General features: G+C 68.1%; 18 protein-coding genes and 3 pseudogenes. 11 read left to right on the top strand and 10 right to left on the bottom strand.

The window, feature by feature from the left end:
- The 4 genes from ACH47Z_RS39750 to ACH47Z_RS39735 all read left to right on the top strand — a co-directional run.
- A partial coding sequence (locus ACH47Z_RS39750; protein ID WP_399083036.1) for an RHS repeat-associated core domain-containing protein occupies positions 1–411 on the top strand: 411 nt, incomplete at its 5' end.
- A 221-nt stretch (positions 412–632) separates the two neighbouring features.
- On the top strand, positions 633–1,067 hold the full coding sequence (locus ACH47Z_RS39745) for a hypothetical protein (protein ID WP_399083033.1): 435 nt from the start codon (positions 633–635) through the stop codon (positions 1,065–1,067).
- Positions 1,068–1,081: 14 nt separating this feature from the next.
- The gene (locus ACH47Z_RS39740) at positions 1,082–1,585 is read left to right on the top strand and encodes a hypothetical protein (protein WP_399083030.1); all 504 of its coding nucleotides are present in this window, start codon (positions 1,082–1,084) and stop codon (positions 1,583–1,585) included.
- Between the two features lie 115 nt (positions 1,586–1,700).
- Positions 1,701–1,943: a hypothetical protein gene (locus ACH47Z_RS39735; RefSeq protein ID WP_399083026.1), complete on the top strand. Its 243-nt coding sequence runs from the start codon at positions 1,701–1,703 to the stop codon at positions 1,941–1,943.
- Positions 1,944–2,098: 155 nt separating this feature from the next.
- Here ACH47Z_RS39735 and ACH47Z_RS39730 read toward each other — a convergent pair whose 3' ends face one another.
- Positions 2,099–2,551, bottom strand: a complete 453-nt coding sequence (locus ACH47Z_RS39730; RefSeq protein WP_399083024.1) for a MerR family transcriptional regulator — start codon at positions 2,549–2,551, stop codon at positions 2,099–2,101.
- Positions 2,552–2,647: 96 nt separating this feature from the next.
- On the opposite strand from ACH47Z_RS39730, the gene ACH47Z_RS39725 reads away from it, so the two are divergent.
- Both ACH47Z_RS39725 and ACH47Z_RS39720 read left to right on the top strand, forming a co-directional pair.
- Positions 2,648–3,475: an oxidoreductase gene (locus tag ACH47Z_RS39725; RefSeq protein WP_399083051.1), complete on the top strand. Its 828-nt coding sequence runs from the start codon at positions 2,648–2,650 to the stop codon at positions 3,473–3,475.
- Between the two features lie 185 nt (positions 3,476–3,660).
- On the top strand, positions 3,661–4,302 hold the full coding sequence (locus ACH47Z_RS39720; RefSeq protein ID WP_399083021.1) for a transposase: 642 nt from the start codon (positions 3,661–3,663) through the stop codon (positions 4,300–4,302).
- Between the two features lie 850 nt (positions 4,303–5,152).
- Here the strand turns inward: ACH47Z_RS39720 and ACH47Z_RS39715 are convergent.
- The 4 genes and pseudogenes from ACH47Z_RS39715 to ACH47Z_RS39700 form a co-directional block, all read right to left on the bottom strand.
- The gene (locus ACH47Z_RS39715) at positions 5,153–5,362 is read right to left on the bottom strand and encodes a hypothetical protein (protein ID WP_399083056.1); all 210 of its coding nucleotides are present in this window, start codon (positions 5,360–5,362) and stop codon (positions 5,153–5,155) included.
- Positions 5,363–5,366: 4 nt separating this feature from the next.
- A pseudogene (locus ACH47Z_RS39710) lies at positions 5,367–5,501 on the bottom strand (transposase); the annotation flags it as partial.
- A gap of 52 nt (positions 5,502–5,553) precedes the next feature.
- Positions 5,554–5,745: pseudogene (locus tag ACH47Z_RS39705) on the bottom strand (transposase); the annotation flags it as partial.
- On the bottom strand, positions 5,723–6,421 hold the full coding sequence (locus ACH47Z_RS39700; RefSeq protein ID WP_399083018.1) for an SDR family NAD(P)-dependent oxidoreductase: 699 nt from the start codon (positions 6,419–6,421) through the stop codon (positions 5,723–5,725). The pseudogene ACH47Z_RS39705 and the gene ACH47Z_RS39700, both read right to left, overlap by 23 nt.
- A 114-nt stretch (positions 6,422–6,535) precedes the next feature.
- Between ACH47Z_RS39700 and ACH47Z_RS39695 the strand changes: the two genes are divergently transcribed.
- Together ACH47Z_RS39695 and ACH47Z_RS39690 are read left to right on the top strand one after the other, a co-directional pair.
- A complete protein-coding gene (locus ACH47Z_RS39695; RefSeq protein ID WP_399083015.1) occupies positions 6,536–7,402 on the top strand; it encodes a helix-turn-helix transcriptional regulator in 867 nt (288 codons plus the stop codon).
- Between the two features lie 526 nt (positions 7,403–7,928).
- Positions 7,929–8,405, top strand: coding sequence for a carboxymuconolactone decarboxylase family protein (locus ACH47Z_RS39690; RefSeq protein WP_399083012.1), 477 nt, complete (start codon positions 7,929–7,931; stop codon positions 8,403–8,405).
- Between the two features lie 576 nt (positions 8,406–8,981).
- Here ACH47Z_RS39690 and ACH47Z_RS39685 read toward each other — a convergent pair.
- Entirely contained in the window at positions 8,982–9,170 is a 189-nt protein-coding gene (locus ACH47Z_RS39685; RefSeq protein ID WP_399083008.1) for a hypothetical protein, read from the bottom strand.
- A 15-nt stretch (positions 9,171–9,185) separates the two neighbouring features.
- On the opposite strand from ACH47Z_RS39685, the gene ACH47Z_RS39680 reads away from it, so the two are divergent.
- Together ACH47Z_RS39680 and ACH47Z_RS39675 are read left to right on the top strand one after the other, a co-directional pair.
- Positions 9,186–9,455, top strand: a complete 270-nt coding sequence (locus ACH47Z_RS39680) for a hypothetical protein (RefSeq protein WP_399083005.1) — start codon at positions 9,186–9,188, stop codon at positions 9,453–9,455.
- Between the two features lie 78 nt (positions 9,456–9,533).
- Positions 9,534–10,043 carry a hypothetical protein gene (locus ACH47Z_RS39675; protein WP_399083002.1) on the top strand — a complete coding sequence of 170 codons (510 nt, stop codon included), beginning with the start codon at positions 9,534–9,536 and terminating at the stop codon, positions 10,041–10,043.
- Positions 10,044–10,069: 26 nt separating this feature from the next.
- On the opposite strand, the pseudogene ACH47Z_RS39670 reads toward ACH47Z_RS39675, so the two are convergent.
- The 4 genes and pseudogenes from ACH47Z_RS39670 to ACH47Z_RS39655 all read right to left on the bottom strand — a co-directional run.
- A pseudogene (locus ACH47Z_RS39670) lies at positions 10,070–10,356 on the bottom strand (transcriptional regulator); the annotation flags it as partial.
- 163 nt (positions 10,357–10,519) lie between these two features.
- Entirely contained in the window at positions 10,520–10,768 is a 249-nt protein-coding gene (locus tag ACH47Z_RS39665) for a hypothetical protein (RefSeq protein ID WP_399082999.1), read from the bottom strand.
- Positions 10,732–11,235: a hypothetical protein gene (locus tag ACH47Z_RS39660; RefSeq protein WP_399082996.1), complete on the bottom strand. Its 504-nt coding sequence runs from the start codon at positions 11,233–11,235 to the stop codon at positions 10,732–10,734. Before ACH47Z_RS39660 ends, ACH47Z_RS39665 begins: the two co-directional genes overlap by 37 nt.
- Positions 11,219–11,500, bottom strand: coding sequence for a hypothetical protein (locus ACH47Z_RS39655; protein ID WP_399082993.1), 282 nt, complete (start codon positions 11,498–11,500; stop codon positions 11,219–11,221). The genes ACH47Z_RS39660 and ACH47Z_RS39655 overlap by 17 nt, the downstream gene beginning before the upstream one ends.
- Positions 11,501–11,587: 87 nt before the next feature.
- Between ACH47Z_RS39655 and ACH47Z_RS39650 the strand changes: the two genes are divergently transcribed.
- Positions 11,588–12,187, top strand: coding sequence for a DUF1989 domain-containing protein (locus tag ACH47Z_RS39650; protein WP_399082990.1), 600 nt, complete (start codon positions 11,588–11,590; stop codon positions 12,185–12,187).
- Positions 12,188–12,403 lie beyond the last annotated feature (216 nt).

Genomic DNA, 12,403 nt, shown 5'->3' with positions numbered 1-12,403 from the left:
AACGCCTCCCACGGGCACATCGGACCGCGCCGTCGCCACCCGTTTCCCTCCGGGCGTTTCCACCGCCCCCGAACGGGTGAGAAAACACGGAACCCACCCGCCAGGAAGCCGGCCCGGATCCAGGGCACACGCAACCACCCCGGTGCCCCCGCCGACCACCTGCCACCCCGGCCCACCAGGCCGAGACCTGCCGCCGCGACGCAGAACCGGAAAATCACCGCGGCGACCGCCACCGGTTACACCGACGTCGGCGCCCGCAAGTACGACCCGACCCTGGGCAGCTTCATCAGCGTCGACCCCGTGTTCGAGGCGGCGAACCCGCGGGAGCTGGGCGGCTACACCTACGCAGGCGACAACCCCCTAGCCAACAGCGACCCCACGGGTCTCCGACGGATCTGCGGTTCCGAATAAGGCACTGCTTCACCCGTCTGCCCCACTCACGGCAGCGTCGGTGGCGGCAATGACAGCAAGGTGCCGCCGACCGTCGACGACATGATGGACGACGTCCTGGACGCCGGCTGTGGGGCGACGTCCAATGGGTCGGTCCGCGGGAAGTTCAATGTCGGGAAAGGCGCGAACGGAGGCGTCATCCGCATGACCTTCTTCATCCACACGAAGCTGGTGAGGCATCCATGGACCCGGACCTGCCGTATCGGATGTCGCTCGTGTGGAACACCGAATTGGGCCAGTGCACCTTTGCGATCAGCCCGTCCCACACCAGTCCTTCGAAGCATCTCGTGGCAGATGGGGCCGGCCTCCTCGCCCGCACCAAAATGGTCGACGATCCGAGGGAGATGATCCATGCCAACCCGCTGAAGCTCGAGGGGTGGCCGGGCGACACCTGGGGCGGCGACAATGTCGTGGACGTCGACACCCTCGGACACAAGTCGACCCCCGATCAGCTTGACATCGGCGTGCACGGCGTCAACAGCCTGATGAACTTCTGCGCGGTCGACAACAACATCAAGATCAAGGCGACGCAGACCTCCGTCACCGTGAGCCGGCAGGGGACGCCTATCCTGATACGGAAGTGGTCCAGTATCGGACCAACCAGGCGCCGCGTGTGATCGCTACGGATCACATGGCGAGCGAGAGCGGCATGGACTCGACCCCTGATGGGCACGAAGATCAACACGACTTGGACGGACGGGAAGTGCGTGACGGGATGCTGACGCGGGACACGGAATCCTCGGCCGGCCCCGGCGTGCGCCGAGTGCTGGAGCGGATAGGGCGATTGGTCCTGACGTATGTGGCCCTGCATACCGTGGCATGGGTGATCATCGCCCTTCTCGTGTCCTCGGAGGACTCGTTCACCGACGTCATGCGGCTCGGCTTCGGCATGCTGGCTTTCATCGGCATACCGACGCTGCTCCTCGCCCTCCTCGCGGGCCTGGCTCACACGCAGATGGACGTCACCAAGTTCCGTGCGGGGCTGGCCTTCCCGATGGCGTTCTTCGCATTGCCTCTCCTCGGGGCGAGTTTTCCCCAGCCGCTGGTGTTCCAGCTCCTGTGCCAGATCGCCTTCGCCGCGTACCTGATGCCCGCACCACTCGTTCCGGAGAACTGGACGGGGCAACCGCAATAGCCTGGTCGGTCTGAGGACTGACGGCCGATACCCCGGTGCAGAAATCCGCCGGGGCATCAGCCGTGTGCGGCGAACGAACAGCTCCTCTTTGGGCCGCTTCACCAGCGTCGCCCCCGTGTTCGAGGCCGCCAACCCGCAGAAGCTGCGCGGCTACACCTACGCAGCCGACAACCCGGTACCGCACAGCGGCGATGGCTGTGACCGTGCCTGCCAGGACTCCCTGAACTCGCTGCAGGACCACGTCTTCAAGGACGACAGGAACGATAAGCTGGTGCACTCGTCGTTCGAACCTTCCGAGGCGGCGTTGAGGATCTCGTTCGCCGTCTCAACTCCGTTATTTCTCTGTGGAGTTGCTTGAGCTCGTCCTGTCGCTCAGTCCCCGCAGGCTGATAACGGCATCGCTGCTCTCAGGCGGTGTGCAGCCGGATGGCGCGAAGGCCGGCGGACTGGGCGATGAGGGTGCCGAAACGGCAGATGTGGCGTGCCGACTCCACGCATTCCGTAACCGGCTGATCACGCGCCCTCTGGCGGGTGGCCCTCTTGCCGAGTGCCGGCTTGTGCGGTGTCCGGGTGGGACGGATTCCAGAGCCGGTCGGCCTCACCGCGGACGACATGCTCCTCGTAGGTCCGCACCTTGTACCGCATCACATCCAAGATCTCTTGCAGCTCCCGGATCTGAGTCTCCACGTGGTTTTCGTGCCGGCGCAGCAGCTCGAGGCGTTCATGTTCGTTGCCCGGGCCCTGGCGGACCAGGTCGATGTATCGCCGGATCGTTGCCAGTGACATGCCGGAGGAACGCAGCTTCGTGCAGATCGCCAGCCACTCCAGATCTTCCTCGTGATAGATCCGACGGCCGTTGGACAGGCGGCGTACCGGGTTGGCAAACAGGCCCTCCCGCTCGTAGAACCGCAGAGCGTGCACGCTCAGCCCACTGCGCTGCGCCACCTCACCGATGCTCAGATCCATGAACGCCCTCCCCATCACACAGCTGTTGATCTAGACACGACTCTAGGTTCTAGCGTCGAGCCGTTGGCCATCGGGGCGATCGGAATGTGGGAGAACATGAGTGTTTGGTTTGTCACTGGTGCATCGCGTGGGCTCGGCGCGGAGATCACGCGTGCGGCGCTGGACCGCGGGCACAGCGTCATCGCTACCGCGAAGGACAGGTCGGCGGTGCTCCGCGCGCACCCGGAGAAGCCGGAGGGATTGCTGGCGGTGAGCGCGGACGTGACCGAACCGGAGCAGCTGACGGCTGCGGTGGAGGCGGGCCTGGCGAAGTTCGGCGGGATCGACATCGTCGTCAACAACGCGGGTTACGGCCTGGTGGGCGCAATCGAGGAGACCTCCGACAAGGCTGCCCGGGCACTGTTCGACGTCAATGTGTTCGGCGTGCTGAACACGTTGCGGGCGACCCTGCCGACACTGCGCGCCCAGCGATCCGGACACGTCGTGAACATCGGCTCCGTGGGCGGCTTCGCCACCGCTCCGGCGGTGGGCCTGTACGGTGCGTCGAAATTTGCCCTGGAGGGCATCTCCGAGGCGCTGCACGGCGAGCTGGCCCCACTCGGCGTGCACGTCACGATCGTGGAGCCGGGCGGCTTTCGCACCGACTTCCTCAGCGGCTCCAGCATCCAGGTCGAACCAGCCGCCATCGTGGACTACACCGCCGGCGCGGGACCGGTGCGCGAGGCACTGGCCGAAAACGACGGCCGTCAGCCAGGCGATCCGATGAAGGCAGCCAACGCCATCGTCGACCTCACCGAGGCCGCCGAGCCACCGCTGCGCCTGCAGTTGGGTGCGGACGCGGTCGAGCGCGTCGAGGCGAAGCTGGATCTGGTGCGACGTGAACTCGACCAATGGCGTCACGTAGCACTCTCGACCGCCATCTGAGAAGCCATCCGCCGACCCTGCTGTCGGTTCGAATACCGGTTCCTCATCGGGTGCTCGCACCGGGACCGATGCATGCAGAGGGGGCCTCCTGGTAGCTGGGCGATGCGAGTCAGCCGAGCTACGGGTCGCACCGGTTCGGGAACGCGGCCGATCATCCGGACCGAGTCGGGTGCTACGGCTCGGACATGACGGAGGCCGAGTGTCAGGAGCTGCGCCGGCTGCTGCCCATGCCGGCGTGGCCCCAGAGGCGGGGCGGGCGGCCGGAGGGCTACTGCCATCGCGAGATGCTCGACGCCGTGCTTCACGTCGTCGACAACAGGATCAAGTGGTCGAACCTGCCTGCGGACTTCCCGCCCTTCAAGCGGGTGCACGCCTTCGCCCGACGCCGGCAGGCGGCCGGTCTGCTCGGCGAGCTCCACGACCGGCTCCGCGACCGGGAGCGTGCGACGGCGGGCCGCAGCCCGGGATCGAGTGCGGCGATCGTGGACTCGCAGTCGGTCCGGGCAACGGCGAACATCCTCAGGTCAACGTCGGGATGGGATGGCGGGAAGAACGTGGGTAGGCGGAAGCGGCACGTGGTGGTGAACTGTCTCGGCCTGGTCCTGGCGGTGCTGGTGACCGCGGCGAGCGTGCAGGACCGCCACGCCGCCGTGCCGCTGCTCACCCGGCTGCGGGAACGGTACTTGTCCATCCGCCTGGTGTGGGCGGACTCCGGCTACGCGGGCCGGCTCGTCGCCTGGGCCGCCGAGAAGCTCCGCCTCGCCCTTGAGATCGTCAAACGTTCCGACGACACCACGGGTTCGTGGTGCTGCCGAGAAGGTGGGTAGCGGAGCGCAGGCCGAGCTGGCTGGTCCGTTCGAGGCGTCTGGTGCGCGACGTCGAGACGCTGCCTGAGATGCACGAGGCCATGGTGCTGTGGTCCATGACCATGCAGATGAACGCCCGCTTGGCCAGGCGCCGCCGGGATGCCTTCCTCACGCGGCCGCCGACACCGGCCCCTCGCAGACGGTGAACAGGCCCGGCCCCACCTCGGCAGCCCAGCCCCGCGCGGCCAGCCGCTTCCGCCGCGAGCGCACCCCCCTCCACCCGGGCCGGAATCGCCCTCTCGCCCAGGGCGAGCGCGATCCGCTTCGCCCGCATGCCGCCGTCGGCCTCCGCCGCGGCAAGGGCCGACACGATCCGCTGGTACCCCGGAGCAAGCACCTCCGCGCCGACACCCTCGACGCGAGGCGGCATCGTCGAGCCCGTCACCCGCAGCGGCCCGGACCTGCCCCGTCCTCTCGGCGTCCGGCTCGGCCGGCACTTCTGTGACGGTCTCGCGAGCCTGGCCGAGCCGCTCCAGCTGCGCTTCCGCCGCACTGAGCGCGGCCGTGATCCGCTCAGCCTCCTCGCGCAGCCGGGCCACCTCCACGCGGACCTTCTTCTCCCGGGCCTCCAGCAGACCAAGCACCGACGCCATCAGCCACTTCCACGAACACAACGCGAGCAGACGGACTCTCGAACTCTCCTGCCCTCAGCCGAAGTTCGTGCCCGACCTCGGCTTTTACACCCCGAAGGCCTCCAGCAAAGGCCAGCTCCTGAAGGCCAAGGAGAACCTGCAGAAGATGCTCGCGACCATCCCACCTGACGGACGACGAACGCGCGGCCGTCGACGACGGACAAGCCGCCCTCGACCAGCTACTGAAGCGACTCACCGACGTCCCCACCCCCGCCGGGCCACTGCGGCGTAAGCTCGAACGACTCCCACCCGGTGATGGTCGCCGCGGTGTCGCTCGTGTTCCGGCTGATCGACAGTTCATCGAGCTTCCAGTGGCAAACCTCCACCTGGATACCGTCGAAGTCCAGCACCACCGGGCAGTCGGCCAAAGATCCCCATGTCCACAGCACCTGAGTCTCTCTGTCTTCGGCGCCACTTGCATCCCGCATCCACGACGTAGCGGATCGCATCGACCACCTCGCGGCGCGGGTGTTTCTCCGGCCGGCCGCCCTTGCTGGTCTCGCAGGCCAAGGTCGGCAGCAACACCATCAGTGCCCACTCGTCGTCGTAGGTGTAGGAGGGGTAGCAGCGTCGCCTTGGCGGTCGACCAAGCGCCGAACTCGTGCGGCATCTCCTGCCACTGCCCGCCGATCTTGAACCGCCAGATCACACCCTCGAACTGCTGCCGCAGCCGCTCGGGGTACGAGCCGTACTCGCCGATCGGCAGGTACGATCCGATGAACTCCCACTCCTGGTCCGTCAGTTGGGTTTCAGGACCAGGCGATCTCGCCATGGCGGGAGAGGAAGCGTCCGGTGCCGGCGCCGGGCTTCTCGGTGGCGAGGGCGACGATCGCGTCCGTGCCCTCGGTGACGGTTTGAGGGCCGCTGTGACCGTTGAGGTCGGTCGCTGTGTAGCCGGGGTCGGCGGCGTTGACGCGGATACCCTTGAGCCCTTTGGCGTACTGCGTGGTCAACATCGTCAGCGCTGCTTTCGAGGAGGTGTACAGCGGCGCGATGACGTGCGACTCGGGCCGGTCGGGGTCGTGGGTGAGGGCGAGCGAGCCCATGCCACTGCTGACGTTGACGATCACAGGGTCGTCCGAGCGGCGCAGCAGCGGCAGGAACGCGGTGGTGGTGCGGACGACGCCGATGACGTTGACGTCGAGAACGGCACGGGCGTCGGCGGCGGTGAGGTCGCTGGGATCGCCGATGGGACCGTGGACACCGGCGTTGTTGATCAGGACGTCGATCCTGCCTTCGTGTTCGGTGACGTTCGCGGCTGCGGCGGCCACAGACGCGTCGTCGGTCACATCGATGGGGACGTAGCGTGCGCCGAGCGCGGCGGCGATCCCCTCGCCCTGCTCGCGGTTGCGGGCTCCGACGAGAACGGTGTGGCCACATTCGATCAGGCGGCGGGCGGTCTCGCGGCCGAGGCCCTTGTTGGCTCCGGTGATGAAGGTGATGGTCATGCGTTCGATGCTTGCCTTGACGAGGGAGGCGGACCAGGGACGCTTCAGCGGTAGGAAGACCAGTACCACCCTTGCGTCCACACGCACGACCGGGGGTGCGGGAGGATGGAGATCATGTCGACGACACCCGGAACCGGACTGGGCGCGATGATCCGCACATGGCGGGATCGGCTGCCCCCGTCGGCCGCCGGGCTGCCAGTGGCCCGCGGGCGCAGGGCGGCCGGGCTACGGCGCGAAGAACTGGCTGACCTGGCCGGGGTATCGGTCGACTACATCGTGCGCCTGGAGCAGGGGCGGGCCACGACACCCTCAGCGTCGGTGGTGGCATCCCTGGCACGCGCCCTGCAGCTGTCCACCGCCGAGCGGGACCACCTGTACCGGCTGGTCCAGCTCGTACCGCCGGCGGGCGGCGCGATCTCTGACCATCTTCCGCCCGGCATGCAGCGGGTGCTCGCCCGCCTCGGGGACGCGGCGGTCGCCGTGTTCGCCGCGGACTGGCAACTGGCGTGGTGGAACCGCGGGTGGGCCGCGCTGCTGGGCGACCCCACCGCCTCGCCGCCAAGGCTGCGCAACTTCGCCCGCGACAGGTTCCCGGTGGATGCCGGCCCCGCCCACCTCGCGCTGTGGCCGGTGACCGAGGCGGACCCCGACGCCACCGACGCCGCCGTCGTCTCCGACCTGCGCCGCGCCACCGGCCGCTTCCCCCAGGACAGCCGCTTGGCCACGCTGATCCGTGAACTGAACGCGGGCAACAAGAGGTTTGCCGAACTATGGGCCACTGGAGAGGTGGCCGCGCACCGCGAGGACCACAAGACCATCGACCACCCGTCGGTGGGCCCTGTCACGGTGGACTGCGACGTCCTGACCGACGGCGACTCCGAGCTCAAGATCGTCATCATGACCGCCGTGCCCGGCAGCGAGGACGAAACCAAGCTCCAGCTCACCACCGTCACCGGCCCACCACCCACCACGCGCAACTGATCCGACCCGCGCGTCGATCGACCGGCTGCATGTGCGCAACCACGACGTCGGCCTATGCAAGGAGAGGAACACCGTCGAGGGCCTGATCAACAAGCTCCAGGCCTGGCGAGTGGGCTTGATCAGCCGGTAGCGCCCGTCCAGCACATCTCCTGCTTGTACAACTCTCCCTTTCAGCGCTCACCGCGACGCACGGCGTGCCAGGCGTGTACCTGTCACGCTACGCCGTGGCAACCACCAGTAACAGAGGGTGCTGATCTGCCGTCGGCAGCTCACGCCCTCGAACGAGCCCGTGGTTCCGGGCCGAGCCAGCCCGTGACACGCGGGCGTGACAGTTGGATCGGGTGCGTGACGCCCCTGGGGGCGTGAGAGGGATCGTAGTGATCACGGCGAGGGTGCGGTCCCTGACTGCCTCACACGGTTGCTGACTGGCTGCCACACCTCGGGACGTGTCACAGGCCGCCGGTTCGCGGTGTCTCAGTGACGTACCCACTGAGACGTACACCCGGCCAGCGGCAAGGAGTTCATCATGGAACCGCGTCTGAACCTGCTCGGCACCCCCGTCGTCGCCAAGGCCTTGAAGCACTTCGCCTCGGCGAGCAGGACGCTCATCACGGAGTCGTCGCTGCCCAGGACGATCCAGGACCTGGTGATGCTGCGTTCGAGCCAGATCAACGGCTGTGGCTACTGCACGGACGTGCACTCCAAGGACCTCCTGCACGCCGGGGAGTCCACCACGCGCGTCAACCTGGTCGCGGCCTGGCGGGAGTCCAGCGTCTTCACCGACGCAGAGCGTGCCGCGCTGGAGCTGGCGGAGCAGGGCACCCGCATCGCCGACGGCGCCGGCGGCGTCACCGACGAGGCCTGGGCCAACGCCGCCAAGCACTTCGACGAGGAGCAACTGGCGGTCCTGGTGGCCTTCATCGCCATCATCAACTCCTCCAACCGCCTCGGCGTCATCAACCGCATCCCCGGCGGCAACTACACGCCCGGCGACTTCGGCTGACCGGCACCCCCACACGCCCTGGGCACCGCTCACCGGTGCCCAGGGTCCGCGTGAACCACGGACAGCTGCCTGATGGAGGCGGCGCGAGTCCTCGCCCTCCGCATCGCCGGCGTTCCACTGGGGCCAACCCCAGGGGCACGTACCGCGATGTCGAGAACGTCGCGGACCATCTCCTTGGCGTGCTCGGGAAGTTCGGTGAGCGTCTTCGCGGCGTGCGGGGACAGGCGCACCGCCCATGGTTGATCGGTCACCGGCGGGCGCCGAGGACGTCGGCCAGGTCCACGAAGCCGGTCTCGCCGCGGCCGGCGTCCATGTAGGTGTCGACGGCCGGGGCCGCGGCCAGACGCAGCTGCCAGGTACGGACGACGCCAGCGGGGTGAGGCTGTAGGTGTGGCGGGAGTCCTCCAACGCCTTGGCTGGGGCTTCCTCGGGCTGCGCGCTCATCGGTGCCTCCAGACGGGATGTATCGCCACCGTACGCGCGGTGCGGGCGGCGGGAGCGGCCATGACTGCTTACCTTTCCGTGAGAGCGCCGGTCGACGCCTGGGCGGGTTGGTCAGGACTGGTCCGGGGACGATCACGTGCCCGAACCCGAAGTTCCGGGACGTGGTGCGGTAGTGAAGGCGTTGAGGATGCTGCCGAGGGCGAGGAGCATCGTGGCGCGGACAGTGCCGTAGCGGCGGACGACGTCCTCGTCCTTACGGCCGGCGTCCTGCATGTCGAGCGCCGCGTCGCTCGCCGGGCGTGCGTGCTCCAGGCGGCACACACCTGGTGCTGGTCGATGAAGACCAGGACGCCGCCGTGCTCGTCGTCTTCCCGCTCGGGCGGCATCGGCGAGAAGCCGGCACTTGCCAGGTCGAACGCGGTCCGCGAGGGCTTTGAGTTCTTCATCCGTGAGCACGGTGTGCCGAAGTACGGTAGGTGTCACCAGCGGCGGGTGCCGACCTGCGCCTTCGCGTCGGTGAAGCAGGATGGTTGTCAACGGATCGGCACGCTACTTGGCACCGACAACCAGAGCGAAACGGATCGGTTGTTGTCGCCAGCTCCGTAGCCAGGTACGGGCCGAGAGGGCCACTACAGCAACCAAAACTGGTCGCGTGGGAAGTCCTCGCCCATCAAGATGACGGCCATGCAGAGCATCGAATTCCTGCACTACCCGCGCTCCGAAGACTCCTCCCTCCTTCTATGGGGCTTCCGGATCGACGGCACGGATCTGCGTGTTCACGTCGCCGACGCCACCCGCGCCCATTGGAGCCGGGAGCACGAGGAGGAAACCCCATCGGAGCAGGAACGCTTTCTGCTGTCTCAACACGACGGCCTTCCTGTCCCGGAGATCGGCGACCCCATGCGCCATTTTCTCGGGGATCCGGCCCCAGAGTTCGCTGACGCAGCCGGTACCACCCCGGTCCTTGGCTGCTCCTGTGGCATCTGGGGCTGCTGGCCCGTACTGGCACTCATCACCACCACTCCGACGACCGTCACCTGGTCATCGTTCCGACAGCCCTTCCGCAAGGAGTGGGGTGAGCTCTCCACGGGGCCCTATGTTTTCGCCCGTAACCGCTACGAGGCCGCACTCGCAGAACCAGTCCGTCTGATCAAGGACCCGCTGGAAGGCCTGAACGAGGAGACGGAGCCGTGATCGCGGCCGCTCACACGTGCACGACCGGATGAGAGGAACTCCGCGTCGGACAGGTCCCGGGGGACACCGAGGCCGGCGAGGGTGTCGACGTAGGCGTTCTTGAGCCGGTCGTGCCACGGGCCCAGGTACGCGCCGGTCCCACGCCGCAGGTACGCCTCGATCTGGTGCACGTCGTGGCCGAGTTCCTGGGCGTAGGCGACGGTGTCCGTCCGATACCAGGCCGGGCCGGTCGGACGGCTGCCGTCCGGGGTGAACGGGCTGGGCAGGCGCGGGTCCAGCTCGATGTGGTCAGGTCGACCAGCCAGGACCCGGGTCGCTGCCCGCCCCGGGGGTCCGTCGGCCGGCGGTGCCGTTGGATCCTGCTCCTCCGCAAGCCTGCGGGCGGTGCGGGCCTCGTGGAGGGGTGTGCGTGCACGAAGTTGCCGGGCGCCGGGCTGCCAAGGGATGAACTCTCCAGCAGCGCATCGAAGTTCTCCTCATTGTTCGCCATGCCGCCCACCTCCTTCGTCCTCCTGGGCTTCCTTCTGGGCTTTCTCTTGGGCTTCCTTCCGCCACCCGTAGAGCACGCCCTCGATGGCGCGGACCGACTTCGGCGCGAGCAACTGCCGGATCTCTGCTTGGGTGTAGTCGTCGATCGTCAGGGCCACGACCGCCTGAGCCCGCGCGTCGTCAATGCCCTCGAGGTCGGCTAGCACCCGGTGGTTGCCCACCACCTCGTCGGCCACGGTGCGTGGGCTGACGGGGTCTTCGTACACAGTCTGCTGCCGCTGAAGCGACCGGCGGTACCGCTCTTCGCCTGCACGGTGTCGACGGAACTCGGGTCGTGGAGCCGTTCGTCGCGATGGTCGCCGGGTAGGTTCCCGCCCTCGTACACCGCGGCGTGGAAGGCGTCGATCCGGCGCTGCTGCCTGGGGTCCTTCCGGCACGGGTTGATTTTGATCTCCGCGATGCGTGGTCCACCGCGGTCCGGGTCCCACTCGGTGGCATCGCCGATCCGCAGGCAGTTCGTCAGATCGCGCAGCAGCACGTAGCGGCCGTGGTCCCGCCACTGCTCCTCGACGAAGGCGAGTTCGGCGACCAAGCCCTCCTTGCCCGCCATCACCCCCGGCGGCATGTTGCGGCACCAGGCCAGCAGGATGCGGCGGTTGCGCCCGAACGCCCGCCACGCCAGGACGTCACCCAGGCTGCGCAACCGGCGCCCGAGCCTCTCGCACGGGTCCCGCTCGATGACCCAAGCCGCAATGTCCCCCGAGTCCCGGCCCGATGGCGGCTCCGGGCGCCCCGGGCTGCGGCTTGCCGCCCATGGCCATGCGCTTCACGGCCCGGCTGAAGGCGTTGCTGCCGCCGCAGCAGGCGCGGACCTGCTCGATCAACGGCACCAACTCCTGCTGCATCACCTGGTGGCGCGGATGCATCATCGCATCCGCGACGCGGTCGTCCGGATCGAGCGTCTTCACCCCGGTAGTCTGCGCCCAGCCCCGGTGGGACGTCAGCCGAAAACTGCGGCAACGAAGGCGCCTCGGTCTGAACACCAAGGAGAGATCATGGCTGTCACGACGACGCTGGCCGCACGCACAGGAACGGCCTTCCAGGTATCGCAGGGCGGAACACTGCGTGTGATCAACACGTACGGGAGCCAGGTGGTCGACACCTGGGCAGTAGCAAGGCAGGAACCGCAGCACGGGCTGTCGATGGCGCACACGCGCGCCATGCTCGGCCGCCTGACGGTGAAGGCCGGTGACGAGCTGGTCGACGACCGGCGCAGGCCCATCCTGCACATCGCCGAGGACACCTCTCCGGGCGTGCACGACACCTTGATCCCGGCCTGTGACCCCGTCCGGTACCAGCAACTGGGACGCAAAGGCCACCACGACAACTGCAGCGACAACTGCCACCGAGCCCTCGCCGAGTCCGGCCTCCCGGACCTCCTGACCCCGGTGCCCGCTCCACTCAATTTGTTCATGAATGTGCCCGTCAACTCGGACGGCGACTCGGTGCTCCTGCGGGCGCTCACGGATGTGGTGGTCGTGCTGCCCGCCTGTCCGCAGGACCTCGTCCCGGTCAACGGCGATCTCCAGCAGCCAAGGGACGTGGAGGTCCGGATCACGGACGCCCCGGGCAAGCAAGCAGAAGAGCCGTCATGAACCGGGAAAGGGCTCGGACGCCGCTGCCCATCCCTGGCCACACACGTGCGGGCGGTCGTCGGCTCCATCGTCGCCAAAACCTTGGCGAGCACTGGGCCGAGGGCGCCGGCGACGATGGCCTGCGCGGCCGGCTCGCTCCCGCGGGCCCGGCGTTGCGCAGAGCCGCCACCTTGGCGTTGCGCACTCGTGCCGCGTCGGCGAGGTCCTTCAGCAACT

Origin of the sequence: Streptomyces sp. NPDC020192 (assembly GCF_044388685.1) — a bacterium.
In the GTDB taxonomy this organism is placed as follows: Bacteria; Actinomycetota; Actinomycetes; order Streptomycetales; family Streptomycetaceae; genus Streptomyces.
The sequence above is the reverse complement of the archived record's forward strand: the minus strand, read 5'-3'. Positions and strand labels throughout refer to the sequence as shown.